Origin of the sequence: Sciscionella marina DSM 45152, assembly GCF_000379465.1 — a bacterium.
GTDB classification, from domain to species: Bacteria; Actinomycetota; Actinomycetes; order Mycobacteriales; family Pseudonocardiaceae; genus Sciscionella; species Sciscionella marina.
The window spans coordinates 48935-64269 of the sequence record NZ_KB905387.1 but is presented as its reverse complement, the minus strand read 5'-3'; the positions used below and the strand labels follow the sequence as shown (position 1 = coordinate 64269).

The 15335-nt window shown below is 66.0% G+C and carries 15 protein-coding genes and 1 pseudogene; 10 read left to right on the top strand and 6 right to left on the bottom strand.

Annotated elements, in window-relative coordinates:
- Window positions 1-50 precede the first annotated feature (50 nt).
- The 3 genes and pseudogenes from A37U_RS0114325 (at window position 51) to A37U_RS54870 (ending at window position 1436) form a co-directional block, all read left to right on the top strand.
- Entirely contained in the window at window positions 51-566 is a 516-nt protein-coding gene (locus A37U_RS0114325; protein ID WP_020497336.1) for a nuclear transport factor 2 family protein, read from the top strand.
- Window positions 526-1050 (top strand): annotated as a pseudogene (locus tag A37U_RS54875) (oxidoreductase); the annotation flags it as partial. The gene A37U_RS0114325 and the pseudogene A37U_RS54875, both read left to right, overlap by 41 nt.
- A 17-nt stretch (window positions 1051-1067) precedes the next feature.
- A complete protein-coding gene (locus A37U_RS54870; protein ID WP_205622928.1) occupies window positions 1068-1436 on the top strand; it encodes an oxidoreductase in 369 nt (122 codons plus the stop codon).
- Here A37U_RS54870 and A37U_RS43720 read toward each other — a convergent pair.
- Genes A37U_RS43720 through A37U_RS0114310 form a run of 3 tightly spaced genes read right to left on the bottom strand, consistent with a single transcriptional unit; the run spans window position 1356 to window position 4908 of the window.
- A complete protein-coding gene (locus A37U_RS43720; RefSeq protein ID WP_020497335.1) occupies window positions 1356-2138 on the bottom strand; it encodes a 6-phosphogluconolactonase in 783 nt (260 codons plus the stop codon). The two genes, A37U_RS54870 and A37U_RS43720, sit on opposite strands and share 81 nt — an antisense overlap.
- A complete protein-coding gene (locus tag A37U_RS0114315) occupies window positions 2135-3382 on the bottom strand; it encodes an AGE family epimerase/isomerase (protein WP_020497334.1) in 1248 nt (415 codons plus the stop codon). The genes A37U_RS43720 and A37U_RS0114315 overlap by 4 nt, the downstream gene beginning before the upstream one ends.
- Entirely contained in the window at window positions 3379-4908 is a 1530-nt protein-coding gene (locus A37U_RS0114310; RefSeq protein WP_240437586.1) for a sodium:solute symporter family protein, read from the bottom strand. Before A37U_RS0114310 ends, A37U_RS0114315 begins: the two co-directional genes overlap by 4 nt.
- Window positions 4909-5179: 271 nt before the next feature.
- On the opposite strand from A37U_RS0114310, the gene A37U_RS0114305 reads away from it, so the two are divergent.
- From A37U_RS0114305 to A37U_RS0114285, 5 genes are all read left to right on the top strand, one after another.
- Window positions 5180-6187, top strand: a complete 1008-nt coding sequence (locus A37U_RS0114305; protein WP_020497332.1) for a LacI family DNA-binding transcriptional regulator — start codon at window positions 5180-5182, stop codon at window positions 6185-6187.
- Window positions 6188-6314: 127 nt separating this feature from the next.
- On the top strand, window positions 6315-7481 hold the full coding sequence (locus A37U_RS0114300; RefSeq protein ID WP_020497331.1) for an N-acetylglucosamine-6-phosphate deacetylase: 1167 nt from the start codon (window positions 6315-6317) through the stop codon (window positions 7479-7481).
- Window positions 7478-8692, top strand: coding sequence for a D-mannonate dehydratase ManD (gene manD, locus A37U_RS0114295; protein WP_020497330.1), 1215 nt, complete (start codon window positions 7478-7480; stop codon window positions 8690-8692). The genes A37U_RS0114300 and manD overlap by 4 nt, the downstream gene beginning before the upstream one ends.
- The gene (locus tag A37U_RS43715) at window positions 8682-10124 is read left to right on the top strand and encodes a mannitol dehydrogenase family protein (RefSeq protein WP_020497329.1); all 1443 of its coding nucleotides are present in this window, start codon (window positions 8682-8684) and stop codon (window positions 10122-10124) included. The genes manD and A37U_RS43715 overlap by 11 nt, the downstream gene beginning before the upstream one ends.
- Window positions 10125-10602: 478 nt before the next feature.
- Window positions 10603-11043: a MurR/RpiR family transcriptional regulator gene (locus tag A37U_RS0114285; RefSeq protein WP_157182827.1), complete on the top strand. Its 441-nt coding sequence runs from the start codon at window positions 10603-10605 to the stop codon at window positions 11041-11043.
- A 511-nt stretch (window positions 11044-11554) separates the two neighbouring features.
- On the opposite strand, the gene A37U_RS0114275 is transcribed toward A37U_RS0114285, so the two are convergent.
- Both A37U_RS0114275 and A37U_RS0114270 read right to left on the bottom strand, forming a co-directional pair.
- Window positions 11555-11986 (bottom strand): phospholipase A2, encoded by a 432-nt coding sequence (locus A37U_RS0114275; RefSeq protein WP_020497326.1) that lies wholly within the window; start codon window positions 11984-11986, stop codon window positions 11555-11557.
- Window positions 11987-12043: 57 nt separating this feature from the next.
- Entirely contained in the window at window positions 12044-12931 is an 888-nt protein-coding gene (locus tag A37U_RS0114270) for a hypothetical protein (RefSeq protein ID WP_020497325.1), read from the bottom strand.
- Between the two features lie 153 nt (window positions 12932-13084).
- On the opposite strand from A37U_RS0114270, the gene A37U_RS48320 reads away from it, so the two are divergent.
- Together A37U_RS48320 and A37U_RS51500 are read left to right on the top strand one after the other, a co-directional pair.
- Entirely contained in the window at window positions 13085-13909 is an 825-nt protein-coding gene (locus tag A37U_RS48320) for a helix-turn-helix domain-containing protein (protein WP_051111644.1), read from the top strand.
- A gap of 101 nt (window positions 13910-14010) precedes the next feature.
- Window positions 14011-14175: a hypothetical protein gene (locus A37U_RS51500; RefSeq protein ID WP_020497324.1), complete on the top strand. Its 165-nt coding sequence runs from the start codon at window positions 14011-14013 to the stop codon at window positions 14173-14175.
- A 312-nt stretch (window positions 14176-14487) separates the two neighbouring features.
- Here A37U_RS51500 and A37U_RS0114255 read toward each other — a convergent pair whose 3' ends face one another.
- Window positions 14488-14820 carry a hypothetical protein gene (locus tag A37U_RS0114255; protein ID WP_020497323.1) on the bottom strand — a complete coding sequence of 111 codons (333 nt, stop codon included), beginning with the start codon at window positions 14818-14820 and terminating at the stop codon, window positions 14488-14490.
- Window positions 14821-15335 lie beyond the last annotated feature (515 nt).

Here is a 15335-nt window from a genome sequence, read left to right as displayed (position 1 = left end):
CACCGGACGCGGTCGTTGCGGCGGCTCGCCGGGGCTGCCAGCTTATGGCTATGCCATCCGAACTCAGTCTCACCGTGGCCGAGCAACTGTCGGCGATCGAGGAGATCAAGCGCACCTTCGCGGCTCGGCTACACTGCTTGGACACCAAACAGTGGGAGGTCTATCCGAGGCTCCACGCCGACGATGTCGTGTCCGAGACTTGGAGCGGGCTGCCGGACGACAAACAGCCCCGGACCGAGAACACCTCCAATCGCGTGGTAGGCAAGGAGAAGCTGACCCGCGCGATCAGCGCCGTGCTCGGCGGGCCGACGGCAGTGACGACCGTGCACCACGGTCACACCCCGGAGATCGAACTCACCTCGGACACCACGGCGCGGGGAATCTGGGCGATGGAGGACAAGCTGTGGTGGAAAAACGGTGACCACGAGGAACACCTCCACGGTTATGGCCACTACCACGAGGAGTACCGGAAAACGAACGGCCGCTGGCTGATCAGCTATCGCAAGCTGACCCGGCTGCGGGTCGATCAGACCGAACGCTTCTTCGACTATCTGGCCCCACTGTGAGCACCCTGTTCACGCCGCAGGGAATCCGCTCACGGCAGTTGCCGAATCGAATCGTCGTGTCCCCGATGGCCAGGGAGCACTCGCCCGGCGCGGATGTTGCTGCCTGCTACAGGCGGCGCGCGGCACTGGTCTGATCGTCACCGGGAGGGCCGCGATCGACCACCCGACCGCGGCAGACAGTCCGTCCCTACCGCGCCTGCACGATGACAGGGCATTGGCCGGCTGGCGCACCGTCGCCGACGAGGTTCATGCCGCCGGCCGGGTCATCCCGCAGCTGTGGCACGTCGGGCCGTTGTGGGGGGCAATGGCACCTGTCGACTCGGCACTCGTGCCGATGCGGCCGTCCGGCCTGTCGGGCCAGGTGGGGCGCACCGGGTACCCCGAGGACTACCTCGCACGGGCGAGTGTTCCGACCGCGGCGACGACCGAGCGGGGCATTCAGGAAGTCATCGGCGCTTACGCGCGTGCGGCTCGCCATGCCGTCGGCATCGGGTTCGAGGCGTGGCGAGCCACGCCGGACACGATTACCTCATCGACGCCTTCTTGTGGAAGGAAACCAATCGGCGCACCGACGACTGGGGCGGCGATCTGCGGCGACGTACCCGCTTCCCCGTCGAAGTCGTCCGCGCGACCCGCGGCAAGATCGGGCCCTGCCTGCCCATCTTCCACCGCTGCTCGTTCGCACAGAGGCGACTTACTCGTGCGCAGATACCATCCGTGGCGACGAGTGCGACGTTGACCGCGCGGTGCGGTGATCGAGCACAAGAACAGGATACATCCGCGCAGAAATTAGTCCACTGTGGACGGTGGGTGATCCGATGGCGCGGATCCGGCGTCGAGATAGAGGTGGGCTGCGGGGTGCTCGCGTAGGTAGGAAGCCGGGCATTCGGTGGAGATCGGGCCGAACAGCGTTCGCTCGATGGCGGGTTTCTTCCGTTCGCCCACGACCGTGCAGACCAGCGAACGCGCGGACAGCAGGCTCGGCAGGGTCAAGGTCAACGCCTCGGGCGGAACGCTTTCGAGGGTCGGGAAACAGCCGTCGTTGACCTGCTGTACTCGGGAGGTCTCGTCGAGGGTGACCAGGCGGGTCGGTTGCGGATCGTGTCGCTGGGCATGCGGGGGATCGTTGAACGCGAGATGGCCGTTTTCCCCGATGCCCAGCAGGACGAGATCGAGAGGCCGTTCGGCGACGAGGTCCGCGTAGTGCCGTTCTCCGGAGCGTGGGTCGCCGTCGAGCCGCATCCGGTGCACCGTGCCAGGGCGCACGAAGCCGAACAGGTGGTTGTCGAGGTACTCGGCGAACGTTCCCGGAGCCCCAGGGCGGAGGCCGACGTAGTCGTCGAGCTGGAACGCGACGACGCGGTCCCAGTCGATTCCCTCGGTGGTGCGCAGTTGCCGGAGGCAGAAGTCCTGCGACGGGGCCGCCGCGAAGGCGACGCGGGCGACCGGTTGGGTGCCGAGCAGGTGGCGGAGCAGATGTGCAGCCTTCGTTCCTGCCGCCGAGCCCGCTTCGGCCGCGGTGGTGCACACCGTGGTTTCGAGAGCGCTGTCGTCGATGGTGAACGAGTTCATCCGGTTTCCTTGAGGTGTGCGTCGATACGGTTGAGTAACAGCAGTGCTCGTGCGATGTGGAACGGATCCTTGACCGGAAGTGCGACCACCTGATCCAGCGGAAGCCCTTGTCGATCCCGGACCTGAAGCCACTCCTGCCCATCCGGGCTGGGAAAGGTCGCGAGGGTGTAGTCGCGAATACGCCGGTACCACTCGGCCAGGTCACGGCGCCCGGAACACAGCGCGAGTAGCCGCGTGGCGTAGAGGGCCTCGACGTGCACCCACCACAGCTTGACGTCCCAGGACTGCTGAACCAGCGTTTCGTAATGATCGTCGCCGAAAAGACGGCCGACCGGACGGTGCGGGGTGCGCGCGGGGTGGCCGTCGACGTAGCGGAACACTCCGCCGTACGAGTTGTCCCAGCCGAGTTCCAGGCATCGCACCGCCAGATCCGGGAGCCACTCGGGCAGTGCCCGGTCCCCCCGCGCTCGCGCCGCGTGCACGGCCATCCAGAGCGCTTCGAGCAGGTGCCCTGGAGTGACGTGCCGGGCGAGCAGGGTGTCACGGTCCTCGGCCCGGTCGGGCCGTAGCTCCCACCAACGATCGCGTTGCCACAGGCCCGTGTGCTGTGCGTCGCCGAGAAATCCGGTCAGCGCCCTGTCGACGACGGCAGCACTGTCGCGGCATCCGGTGATCTCGTGGAGTTCGGTCCCGACGTTGAGCAACAGCATCAGCGGGGCTGCGGCGGCGAAGCCGGGACGAACAGGGTATGGCTCGGAAGGGGCGACCCGGTCGACGATCCGCCGCTCGGCGTGACACAGCAGTGCCGTCGCCGTATCCGTCCACAGGGCGCGCTCCGACTGCCCTTCCGCCACGGCGGCGCCGCCGATCAGCCCGAGCGCCGCGAACAAGTCCGCCAGGACGCTGCTGCCCGCACCCGTGGGAGCGGATCCGTCCGCCGCCGCACGAAACGCAGTCACCGGACCGTCGAGCAGCACATGCTCGACGAGGAACCTACTGGTGGCGCGAGAGCGCCGAGCCCACGGCTCCGGATCGAGGCTGAGCATCCCCGCGCGGCCGTCACGGGCGATGTGGGCGCACAGCCATGCCCACCGCCCTTGCGACCAGGTGTACTTGTCGGTGGTGAGAAGCGTCCCGTCGTTGGAGAAGCAGGTGCGTACCCCGCCGAGTTCGTCGTCGGCGCCGTTGTCCTCCCACCACGGGAGAATGCTCGTCTCAAGCAGGGCGCGGGCACGTGGCGTCATCGTGACACCACCGCCGTGACGGGAGAATCTGCGCGGATGGCATCGACCAGTTCATCGGAATCGTTGTCCCGCCAGGGAAACAACCACCCACATGCGCAGTAGACGAGTACCGAAGCGACGACCGGGCCCGCCACGGTGATCGACTGGGCGGTTCCCTTCGACAGTGCGGCGAGTGCATCGGCGAAGGCATACCTGGTGAGTGCGAACACCACGATCCCGGCGGTCCACGACACCAGCGCCGCCGCGGGACCGCACCTGCGGAACAGGGGGAGCATACCGAGCAGCATGGGCACCGCGATGGGGCCGACCAGCGCGCCGAACCACAGCACCAGCAGGCCGAGTACGCCGCCGAACGAACCCGCCGACAGCGCGATGGCCAGCGAAGCGGCGATGAACAGGAACGTCGCCGCGCGCCCCGCGAGCAGTTCTGTCCGCCCGACGAGCCGGCCGCGGGAACCACGCAACGCGGGAACGATGTCGCGAACGACCACCGAGGAGATCGCGTTCGCATCCGAGGAACTCATCGCCATGGTGTGGGCGAACATACCGGCGAGCACCAGACCGACGAGCCCCGGCGGCAGCAAGTGGGTGACCAGTTGTGCGTAGGACTGCTCCGGCTTGTCCAGACCGGGGAGCAGGACCGGCGCCGCCCACATCGGGAAGAACAGCACCAGCGGCCACACCAGGTAGAGCACTCCGGAAAGCACCATCGACTTGCGGGCGGCTGACGAGGTGGGCGCGGCGATGAAGCGCTGCGCGAGATTCCAGGTTCCCCCGTTGTAGGACAGGAGATTGATCAGGCAGTAGGCGAGGAAGAACGGGGCGGTCAGGCTCCCGGCGAAGGGCGCGGAGTGCGTAGGTGGCAGCCGGTCCCAGACGGTACTCACCGCCGAGAGCCCGCCGAGTTCGTCCAACACCGCCACCAGCATGGCGAGTGCGGCGATCAGTTGAATCACGAACTGCCCGAAGTCGGTCAACGCGTCCGCCCAGAGCCCGCCCACCGTCGAGTAGATCAGCGTGACCCCGCCGACGAGCAGAATGCCCGCCGGAACGGAGATTCCGGTGAATGCGTTGAGCAGTACCGAGCTGGCGGCCCATTTCGCGGCGACGTCGAAGACCTTCAATGCCGCGCCCGACCAGGCCAGAATCTGTTGGGCAGGCAGATTGTACCGGATCGTCAGGTACTCGAGCGGTGAGATGACGCCGAGCCGTTGGCGGATCCGCGGCCAGCGCGGCGCGAAAACGAACGCCCCGATCGCGCAGGCGAAGGTGATGCTCAGCGCCCACCACACGTAGACCGCGAAACCGGTGGTGTAGGCGAGGCCGGCGTAGGCGACGAACACCGCTGATGAGTAACCCGACATGTGGTGGGAGATGCCCGAAAGCCACCACGGCATCGCGCCGCCGGCAGTGAAGAAGTCCTCCGCCGAATGCACGCGACGGCGCGACCACCAACCGATGACCAGCATGACACCGAAATAAACGGTCAGGACGGACCAGTCGGCGATGACCATTTTCCACTCCATGATCGGTTTCCCGGCGGGATCGGGCAGATGGTGACCGGTTCGCGGTGGCAACGGGATGAGGGGCCGGGCTGCTCCGCGCGTCGAACCGGCGGGGTGCGGATGCCGCGAACGCCAGGTGTACGAGGCGGTGCGGCAGCATTGAAAAGGTTTGCATACGGGTTTCGCCAAAGTCAAGCGCCGAATTCCGAGGTTCGCTCCGCTGGACTCATCCCGCGCACACCGCCCGTAAGGTGGTGCGGCATAGGTAGACGGAGAGAACGGGACGAGCGTCATGGCCGCGACGATCATCGAGGTGGCGAAGCTGGCCGGGGTGTCACCGGCCACGGTTTCCCGCGCGTTCGGCAAGCCGGATCTGCTCAGCGAGCGCACACGCGGCGCGGTGCTGGCCGCGGCCGAGCGGCTGGGTTACACCCCGAACCGGGCGGCAAAGGGCTTGGTGACCGGGAAAACCGGCAACATCGGAATCCTGCTTCCGGACATCGTGAACCCGTTTTATCCCCCGGTGGTCAAGGGGGCGACCGATCGCGCGGCTGCCGCCGATCTCTCGGTCTTTCTTGCCACCACCGAACTGGATCCGCGGCGCGAGCTCACGGTCGCCAGGGAGATGGCCAAGCAGGTCGACGGGCTGGTGCTGTGCGCAACCGAACTCCGCGATGACGAGGTCGCGGAGCTGGCGGCGCAGTGCGCTGTCGTGCTGGTCAACGGCGAGAAGCCGCAGCTTCCCTCGGTGGTCGTCGATACGGGACCGGGCATGTTGGAAGCCGTGGAGCACTTGGCCGAGCTGGGGCATTCCCGGTTCGACTACCTTTCCGGACCGGCCACGTCCTGGTCCAACGAGCGGCGGATGTCCTTTCTTCGCAGACAGGCGGATCGGCTCGGGCTCCGTGTCGAGGTGCGCGGCCCCTTCTCACCGAGTTACGACGCGGGAACGGTCGCCGCGGACGAGGTGCTCGCCTCCGGAGCGAGCGCGGTGATCGCGTTCGACGATCAGATGGCGCTGGGTGTGCTGTCCCGGCTGCACGAGCTCGGGATCGATGTACCGGGGCAGGTCTCGGTGATCGGCTGCGACGACGTGTTGCCGGTGGGGATGGCGCGTCCGGCGCTGACCACGGTCAAGGCACCCTGTGCACGGCTCGGCCGCGCGGCGGTCGAGGTGCTGCTCGGGGGCGCAACCGAGGTTCGTCAGCAGTCCTACCAGGGAAATCTGGTGATCCGCGACTCCACCGGCCCGGCGGTTCGACGTCGCCCGCGAGGCCACGCGGCACCGCGCCCGGCCTGAGGAGAGCCCTGTCACGCCCGAGGAACTCGGGGACGGCGTGCATTGCATTGAAAAGCTTTTCATGTCATCGTGTGGCCACGTGCGCGGGCGGACGTCGTCCGTATCACCGATCTCTCCGGGAGGCAGGATGAGCACGGAGATCAGCGGACTGGAACCGGAATCGGGACGAGCGGTGCGCGTCCGCTTCGCCGAGGGTGTCATCGAATCGGTCGAGTACGACCACGATGGTGACGAAGACTGTTGGCTTACTCCCGGATTGGTCGATCTCCAGGTCAACGGCTATGCGGGCCACGACGTCAACGCCCGCGACGTGGACGCCGAGACGGTGCTGGCGATGACCGGATCGCTGCGCGCGGCCGGGGTCACCACGTTCGCGCCGACCGTGGTCACCGCCTCCGAGGAGCAGACTCTTCGTTCGTTGCGCGCGATCGCGCAGGCGCGTGCGGCGAGCCCGGTCGCGCGCCACGCCATCGCTCAGGTGCACATGGAGGGTCCGCACATTTCGGAGGAGGACGGCCCGCGCGGGGCACATGAGCGTCAGTGGATCCGGCCGCCGTCGTTGCCGGAGTTTCTGCGGTGGCAGCAGGCGTGCGACGGCCTTGTCGGAATGGTGACGCTATCGCCGCACTACCCGGAATCCCTCGCCTATATCGAAGCGCTTCGCGGCAAGGGGGTCCAGGTCGCCATCGGCCACACCCACTGTGACCACCTCGCCATCGATGCCGCGGTGGACGCCGGAGCGGGCGTGTCCACGCACCTCGGCAACGCCTCACACGAGATGTTGCCCCGGTTGTCGAACTACCTGTGGGCGCAGTTGGCGCAGGACCGTCTCACGGCGGGGTTCATCGCGGACGGTCATCACCTGCCCGCCGCCGTGTTCACGGCGATGCTGCGCGCGAAGGGTGTGGAGAGGTCATTCCTGGTCTCCGACGCGGTGGCACTGGCCGGGATGTCACCGGGCACCTACGAAACTTCGATAGGCGGACGGGTCGAGTTGCGTGCGGACGGCAGGCTGTCCCGGCTGGGCACTCCGTTTCTCGCCGGGGCGGCCCGCAGCCTCGCCGACGGAGTGGCCGAAGCGATCGCGCTGGCCGGGATCACCCTCGCCGAATCGGTCGCACTGGCCACCTCCCGTCCGGCCCGCTTGCTCCGTCCGAGCCGGGGGCCCGCGCGTGGTGTGCTCTGTCCGGGCGCGGCCGCCGACCTGATCCGCTTCCGCTGGCGCCGCGGCGACCATGCGCTGGACATCGACCGGGTACTGACCGCTGCCTCCAGCCGAGGAGAACACCGATGAAAATCGACAAGGCCGAGGTCATCGTGACCAGTCCCGGCCGCAATTACGTCACCCTGCGAATCACCAGCGACACGGGGGTCACCGGGCTCGGCGACGCGACCCTCAATGGCCGCGAGCTCTCGGTGGTGTCCTATCTGCGCGATCACGTCTGTCCGCAGTTGATCGGTAAGGATGCCTCCCGCATCACCGATCTTTGGGAATATCTCTACAAAGGCGCGTACTGGCGGCGTGGGCCGGTCACGATGACCGCCATCGCAGCCGTCGACTGCGCGCTGTGGGACATCCTCGGCAAGGCAACAGAACGCCCCGTCCACGAGCTGCTCGGGGGAGCGGTCCGCGACGGCGTGCTCGTCTACGGGCACGCGAGCGGCCGGACTCTCGACGACCTGCTGCGCGATGTGGGCCACTACCTGGGGGCAGGGTACCGAGCGGTCAGGGTTCAGGCGGCGATTCCCGGCCTGGACAGCACCTACGGCATTCATCACGACGGCACGGGGCACACCTACGAACCCGCGGACGGGCGCTATCCGACCGAGAACGTCTGGGACACGGCGGCCTATCTGCGCTTCGCCCCCGAGATGATGGCCGCGGTCCGCGAGACGTACGGCTATGATTTCCACCTGCTCCACGACGTTCACCACCGACTCACCCCGCGCGAAGCCGCGAAACTGGGCAAGTCGCTCGAACCGTTCGACCTGTTCTGGATCGAGGACGCCACACCGGCGGAGGACCAGCGGGCGTTCGAGTTGGTGCGCAGCCACACCGTGACCCCGCTGGCCGTCGGAGAGATCTTCAACTCGATCTGGGACTGTCACGAGCTGATCTCCCGCAGGCTGGTGGACTACATCCGTTGTTCGGTATCGCACGCGGGCGGAATCACCCACCTGCGCCGGATTTTCGACCTCGCCGCGCTGTACGGGGTACGGACCGGCTCGCACGGCGCCGGCGACCTGTCCCCGGTGTCGCTCGCCTCCGCATTGCAGCTCGACATCGCCGTGCCCAACTTCGGTATCCAGGAATACATGGGCCACCTCAGCCCCGCCGAGGAGGTGTTCATGACCCATTACCGTTTCGAGGACGGATATCTGAAGCCGGGAGATCGTCCGGGGCTCGGCGTCGAGATCGACGAGGACGCGGCGGCGCGGTATCCGTACGAGCCGAGGTCGTTGCCGATCAACCGGTTGCGCGATGGGACCATGCATGACTGGTGAGGCACACGTGCCCACATCGCTCTCGGCACACGCGCTCGAACGGCTGCCCGCCGCAGTGGGGCAGCCGAGGCCGCGCTCCGGTGTCGCGCCGGGGATCGTCCACATCGGACCGGGTGCCTTTCATCGTGCACACCAGGCCGGGTACACCGAACGAGCGTTGTCGGACGACGGAGACGACCGCTGGAGCATCTTCGCGATCAGCCCGCGCTCGACCGGGATCGCCGAGCGCCTCGAAGCGCAGGATGGTTACTACAGCGTCACCGAAATGGACGGCCACCGCGCGCGAACCGGAGTCGTCGGCGCGATTTCGGTGACCGCGGCGGAGCGGGCCCGGCCCGGTTCCATCGCCTCCGCCATCGCCGCCAGGACAACGCGGATCGTGACACTGACGGTCACCGAGCACGGATACGCCGATCAGGATATGCTCGGCCGACTCACCGACGGTCTGCTGAGCAGGCTCGACGCGCACGCCGAGCCGCTGACGATGCTCGCCTGCGACAACCTCAGGAACGCGGACCGGGTGCTGCCCACCGCGCTGCACTCCTTCGCGCGGGGGCTGGAACCCGGACGGGCTCGCGCGCTGATTAGCTATCTCGCTGAGTCCGTAACGTTTCCCGCCTCGGTGGTCGATCGCATCACCCCGGCGACCACGCAAGCCGATCTGGCCATGGTCTCGGCCAGACTCGGGTTGGAGGACCTGGCCGCCGTCGTCACCGAGCCGTACCGCCAGTGGGTGCTCACCGACGAGTTCCCGGCGGGACGACCGCGCTGGGAAACGGCAGGCGTGCAGTTCACGGCCGACGTCGAGCCGGCGGAGCAACAGAAGTTACGGCTGCTCAACGGAACCCATTCGGCGTTGGCGTACCTGGGTTCCCTGTGCGATCACCCGACCATCGCCGCCGCCACCGCCGACGTCCGGCTCGACGAATTCGTCAGGGCGATGGCCGAGACCGAAGTCATTCCGGCGCTGAACGTCAAGTACGGTAAGGAAATCGGCGGAACAGACTACCTGGAGTCCGTGCTGACCCGATTCGCCAACCCGGCACTGCGGCACACGGTGGAGCAGATCTCCCGCGATGGCTCCCGGAAGATCCCCATCCGCCTTTTCGACACCATCGGCGAATGCCTCGCGCTGGGCGTTGAGCCGATTCGCGCGATCACCGTCGTCGCGGCCTGGTTGACCTTCGCCGCCACCGCCACCTCGGACAGCGGCACGCCGCTGACCGTCACCGATCCGCTCGCCGACGTGCTTGCCGACAACCGTGAACGGGTAGCTTCCGAGCGCGTGCTCGACATGCTCGCCACCCAGCGGACGCACCGCGAACTGGTGCACGATCGGCGATTCCTGCTGCCGCTGCGCGCGCAATTGCGCACCATCGAGCGCCGTGGTGTCACGGCCGCACTCGACGATCTTCGCGCCGACCTCGCGTGACGGGCCGTGACATTTACGCTCCCTGGTGACGCAGCCAGCGGGTCATCTTCCGGCCCCACGAATCGCCACGGACATCCTTGCGCGTCCCGCAGGACATTCTCCGGATACGCGTCGGCGATGTCCCGGTCCGAAGGTGGCCGGTGACGGGCTTGCGATAGGTCCGGGGCGCGATCCGGATTCCGTGCTCGCAGAAAGCACGGCGGATCGACACGAGCGCCGTAGACCCGGCGGTATTCATCGATGAACGAAACGATCAATGCTGTCGCGGGTCGAGTGTCCACGCAAAAGCGGACGCCAACTTCGGGATCTCGTTGGCTGCTCGAGTTCCCGGTTCTCCTTAGTACTGCAACGACAGATCGTCATGTTGTAGGTCGACGTGTCGGTTAGGCTGGTACGTTCCCTGCGGGTCACGCTCTCGAAATACTCGCACTTCCTCAAGGAGCGCGCCAGCGATCCGGGACCGGACGACTCGGATGCAATGTTCGACGCGGTCCTTGCACAAACCCGGCGCAAGCTCGAACATTTGACGCGGACGATCGCATCCGCGATTCTCGCCGAGACTGCGGAAGCCCTGATTCGGGCCCGCTGTCTGCTGCCGTTGGGCCTCGGCGTCGCCACTCCCGTCGCGGCTCACCTCGGTTCGTCACTACGACTACTGGGAATCGCCGCCGATCAGCCCGCGGACCCCGTCGCGACAGCCCAGCAACTGGGCCTGTTCACATCCGAGGATCTCGTGATCGCCATCGACTTCCATCGCTACTACCGCGCGACCGCGGACGCTGCGGCGGCTGCGTCCACCGGCGCGAAGGTGATCGCATTGACCGACAGCGAAGTATCGCCACTCACGACTTCGGCGCAGCTCGCCCTCATCGCCCCTCGGAAAGCCCCACACCCCGGACCTCACTCGCACCCGCGCTGATTGTGGTGGAAACACTCATTGCCATGACGGCACGCGCCGATCGCGTCTGGGCCAAAGACGCGATGCGACGCGTCGAGGACGCCTCCTACTCCGCGATGAACGTCTTCGCGCACGAATAGCGAAAAAGGCTGCCCGGTCACCGACAACACGCCGCCAAACCACCCCGAGCATCCGCCTTCGACGGACAAAGGGGCGTTCCGGTGATGCACGGACGGGTCTTCCTGCTGGCGGATGGGTGACTTGGCGGTTCTCATCCTGCCGTGGAAAGACCCGTCCGCTTGATCAGGCCCTCTGCACCATCATCAATGTCATGTCCCGCAACAGCTAATCGTTGTGTTGGCTGCTTCGGCGAGCGCGAGCATGGCCCGCTTTGCGTCGGTGAGGAACGGGTGACTACCGCCAGGTCGCCACCGGCGAAAGTCCGGTGCCGTGTTCATGCACCCCCAGGGAGGGCGTGTCTGGTAGTCCGCAGCCGTCGCAGCAGTTATCGGGATGGCCAGATGCGCCCTGTTCAGCTCGGATCGCCGGAACCCTTGTAATGGCTCTTCGCGTACTTGCGAACGGCCTTGTAGTAGGTATTCGCCATTCCGAGGCAGAGCCGCTGCTTGACCCCTGACGCGTAGGTGTCATGACATACCCGCCGCATGTCGTTGCGGAAAGCCCGGTCGCAGGTCAGCCGATCGGTGTGGCTCTTGGGCGAGTAGCAAGCATCGTGTCGTTTGCACGACCCGGCGAAGTTGGCCTTCCCCCAGTGGTCGGGCACCCATTTGCTCGGTCCTTTCCCACCGCAGTAGTCCTTTTTCACCGAAACCTGCTTAGTCTCCGGTGCGGCCTGCTCCGCCGAGGCCACCGTACTCATGCCGAGGGAAATGATGGTCGCGGCGAACACGGAGATGCCCGCCTTGAGCAGCCGAGAGTTGCCTTTCGATCGCGTTTCGTTCATCGTTCTCATTCCTTTCTCGGATACGAATCGCCCCGCGTTTGTCCTACGCCGGGCTGCCTACCAGATCACGTTCGATTCGGCTGCCCCGCGAGCGAATGCCTTTCCGTGGTGCACGGTCCGGACCTTGTAGCTGGCGTCGCCGTACTTGCGCGCGCCGGATTCGTAGATGATGTAGAGCTGACCATTCACGGTGGCCATGTCCTCGGCCATGTTCGGCGCCACCAGCTTCTTGTCGATCGGCTTGCCCGCCGGCTGCGCGTCGATCTCACTGGGCTTGTCCCGGCCAGCTGACCGGCTGTAGAAGAACCGATTCGGGGTGATCGTCACCCCCTGGGTCTTGGACGGGATGGTGAACGAATGCTCCGGTGTCTTCGCCGGCTCCTCGGCCGAGGTCATCGCATAGCGGTACATCTTGTCACTGGTCTTGCTATTGAACTGGCCGACGTAGAACTTGTCCCCATAGATCTCCATGACCGAGCTGGCCTTCAGGGTGTAGGCCTTGTCCTTGGTGACCGTCGCGCCGTTTCCCGCCGAGTCCAGTGCCGACTTGGCGTACCGGAACACCTGCCGCCCCGCGTCCGAGGTCGCCGATACCCACAGGTAGTTCTTGCTCATCGTCAGCGTTCCGGCGTGGATCTTTCCGTCCAGGTAGACCGACTTGACCGGCTTGCTCGTGGCCCGGTCCAGGAAACTGAGCAGCGCCTTGCCGCCACGGTCGTCGTAGTAGGACAGGATCATTTGGTCTCGCTCCGGCCAGTACGCGAGCCCTTGCGGAACGTAGTGCTCCGGCGCGATGTGCGGAATCTTCGCCTGGCCGCGTTCAAAGATCGAGTAGTACTCGCGGAACTGCGGCGGATCGTCGGCGCCGGCGATTCCGGGCGCCAAGCCGGCCAGTGCGCTCGCCGCGACCGCCGCGATCGCCACCCGCTTACTGTTGAGTCGCATCGGTGTCCCCTTCCATTTGTCAACGCGACTTGGATGGACTCTTAGTAACAGAGCGTGAGTTGATGAGCTGCGGAGACAACGGGATAGAATCAGCTGTCATCAATCGAACAAGCGCTAAACAACCCGAAACAACCCATTGACGGAGCTAGTGCCATGCCGAGGCCGGAGAAACCCCTCGACGTGCAGTCTGGTCCCCTCGCTCAGTTCGCTGCGGACTTGCGCGAGTTGCGGCACACCGCCGGCGGACCGACCTACCGCGCCATGGCCAGGCGCGCCAACTATTCGCCAGGCGCGCTTTCGCAGGCCGCGGCCGGCAGCAAGCTCCCTTCGTTCGCTGTGCTCCGCGCCTATGTGCAGGCCTGCGACGGCGATGTGGACCAATGGTCACAGCGCTGGAACGACCTCGCCGAGACGCTCGGTCCACGGCAAAACGGCGCGGGCGAGCGCGACGCCGCCGAACGCCATGCCACCGAGCACGATGCCGCCGGCGCCGAAGACTCCGCCCGACCCGCCGGGCAGCGACGCCCACGCGCCCTCCTGCTCCTCGTTGGGCTACTCTGTGTAGCTGTACTGGTACTTGTCGCGCTGTTGCTCTGGCCAGCCTCGCCAACTCGCCCCAGCGACCTCGACCATGACGAGTTCACCGCCACCGCGGGCCGACCCGGCGCGGGAGCGCCGCCGCCGGACGCGCACTGCTCATCGGCCACCTCGGCACGGGGCTGTTTCGACCCGGCCGGCAGGAGATTCTGGGTCAAGGACGAGCCGCCTGCTGACGGCCACCACCCCGCGGTGTACTGGATAACCGGCGGCGATACCGCCCATGGCGACTGCCATGCTGCGGGGAACAGCGCAAGTCCGTGGTACACCTGCCCTTACCCGGCGGCCGGCAAGTTGCCAACCGTCATCTTCCAAGTGGCCAACGTCGAGCAGAACAAGGTGCTCGTCTGGGGCCCGGACGTGACCGTACCGCCCAGCTGAGCATCACTCCTTCTAGTCGCGCTCCCCGTTCCAGCCATGCCAAACGGTGCGCGGTCTTCCCTCGCGCTGACGAGTGCGCCCTGCAACGCGCCGAGCCGAAGATGGCCAAAGCGGCCGAGATCCGCGCACGGTCGCGGCGGCGAATATTCGCGCGCAGGTCACCGGGGGCAGCGAACCGTGGCGTGCTCGGCGCGGAGCGCACCTCGGAACTCAAGGGAACCCATCTGCGGATCGAGCACTACCGCACGCTGCTCAAACGCGGTTGAGGTTTGTGTGTTGCTTCCGCGAACCGAACAACACCATTGGAACCATCATGATCTTGGTAACCGGCGTGAGCGGTCACTTATCGAGCATGGTGAGCGATGCGAAGCTGGATCTAGGAATTCCACACGTCGACCAGTGGGTGAGGTTAGCTGCGAGCCATCCGAGGCAACGTCCGGCCAGATCCTTACCGTGGCAATGTGGGTACTTCACTCGCTTGCATGGGGGATTGCCACGCTCTTTGTTGCGGATTTTACGAAAGCGGTTCGCAGAATATGACGGTGACGAGACTGGATGGTAGAAGCGTAGATAAGGAGCTATCTTTTTAGCTCGTTTCGTGTGTAATTGCTGGTCGTCGTGGCGAAGGTGAAGATCACCATGAGTCCGATCGCTGCTGCGGCTACGGCGGTTCGGTTTCCGCTGGTCGGTCCGAGATAGTAGGTGACGACAGCACCTGCGGTGAACTGGCTCGACCGGTAGATTCCAGCCATGGTTCCGATCGCGTTCGCGGGAGCCTGTTCGTAGAGGTGGGTTTGGTTCGCGCCGACGATCAGCTCGTTGGGTACACCGAGCAGTGCCAGCAAGGCGGTGAGTGTTATCAGTGGTGGCCCGATCGGGAGCAGGATTGCCATCGCGGCGGCCGGCACCATGGCGCATCCGCCGAAGATCAGGCATCGGTGGGCGTTGCGACACCGACCAGATCACCGTCACCATCAAACTCCCCGCCGACGCCGTACCCCACATCACCGAAGCAGCGGAAAGGATCAACGCCACCATGCCCACCACACACAAAAAGCCCGCCAAACAGGCAGGCCAGGAGTGTGTAGATCCAGTACGCGCACCCAACAAGGCAATATCCGAACCTAAACCTGCTGGTCAGTGGCTTTCCATTATCCGTCGATCGACCGCATGCGAAGATTTGACGAGGCGGTTACGGGCAGCTCCATCGGCCTTATCACCGAAAGTGACTGCAAAGTCTGACGGTGTCGCGTCGGAGCGCGTGGCCTGCCAGCGCGGCGGTGGGCTCCGCTGGAGACCGCCGGCTCGTCGCACCGGTCATCTGACGGTCGTACAACAGTCCTCATGAAGCGGGAGTTGGTCCTTCGGCATGGAACGGGCCGGTGGCGGTACCGGCTCCCGATGCGACGATCCTGCGCGACGGACA

Excerpts from the sequence above, each read along its gene's own strand:
- A37U_RS0114325 (WP_020497336.1), top strand. The coding sequence starts at position 51 with ATGCCATCCGAACTCAGTCTCACCGTGGCCGAGCAACTGTCGGCGATC.
- A37U_RS43720 (WP_020497335.1), bottom strand. The coding sequence starts at position 2,138 with ATGAACTCGTTCACCATCGACGACAGCGCTCTCGAAACCACGGTGTGC.
- A37U_RS0114315 (WP_020497334.1), bottom strand. The coding sequence starts at position 3,382 with ATGACGCCACGTGCCCGCGCCCTGCTTGAGACGAGCATTCTCCCGTGG.
- A37U_RS0114310 (WP_240437586.1), bottom strand. The coding sequence starts at position 4,908 with ATGGAGTGGAAAATGGTCATCGCCGACTGGTCCGTCCTGACCGTTTAT.
- A37U_RS0114305 (WP_020497332.1), top strand. The coding sequence starts at position 5,180 with ATGGCCGCGACGATCATCGAGGTGGCGAAGCTGGCCGGGGTGTCACCG.
- A37U_RS0114300 (WP_020497331.1), top strand. The coding sequence starts at position 6,315 with ATGAGCACGGAGATCAGCGGACTGGAACCGGAATCGGGACGAGCGGTG.
- manD (WP_020497330.1), top strand. The coding sequence starts at position 7,478 with ATGAAAATCGACAAGGCCGAGGTCATCGTGACCAGTCCCGGCCGCAAT.
- A37U_RS43715 (WP_020497329.1), top strand. The coding sequence starts at position 8,682 with ATGACTGGTGAGGCACACGTGCCCACATCGCTCTCGGCACACGCGCTC.
- A37U_RS0114285 (WP_157182827.1), top strand. The coding sequence starts at position 10,603 with ATGTTCGACGCGGTCCTTGCACAAACCCGGCGCAAGCTCGAACATTTG.
- A37U_RS0114275 (WP_020497326.1), bottom strand. The coding sequence starts at position 11,986 with ATGAACGAAACGCGATCGAAAGGCAACTCTCGGCTGCTCAAGGCGGGC.
- A37U_RS0114270 (WP_020497325.1), bottom strand. The coding sequence starts at position 12,931 with ATGCGACTCAACAGTAAGCGGGTGGCGATCGCGGCGGTCGCGGCGAGC.
- A37U_RS48320 (WP_051111644.1), top strand. The coding sequence starts at position 13,085 with ATGCCGAGGCCGGAGAAACCCCTCGACGTGCAGTCTGGTCCCCTCGCT.
- A37U_RS51500 (WP_020497324.1), top strand. The coding sequence starts at position 14,011 with ATGGCCAAAGCGGCCGAGATCCGCGCACGGTCGCGGCGGCGAATATTC.
- A37U_RS0114255 (WP_020497323.1), bottom strand. The coding sequence starts at position 14,820 with ATGGTGCCGGCCGCCGCGATGGCAATCCTGCTCCCGATCGGGCCACCA.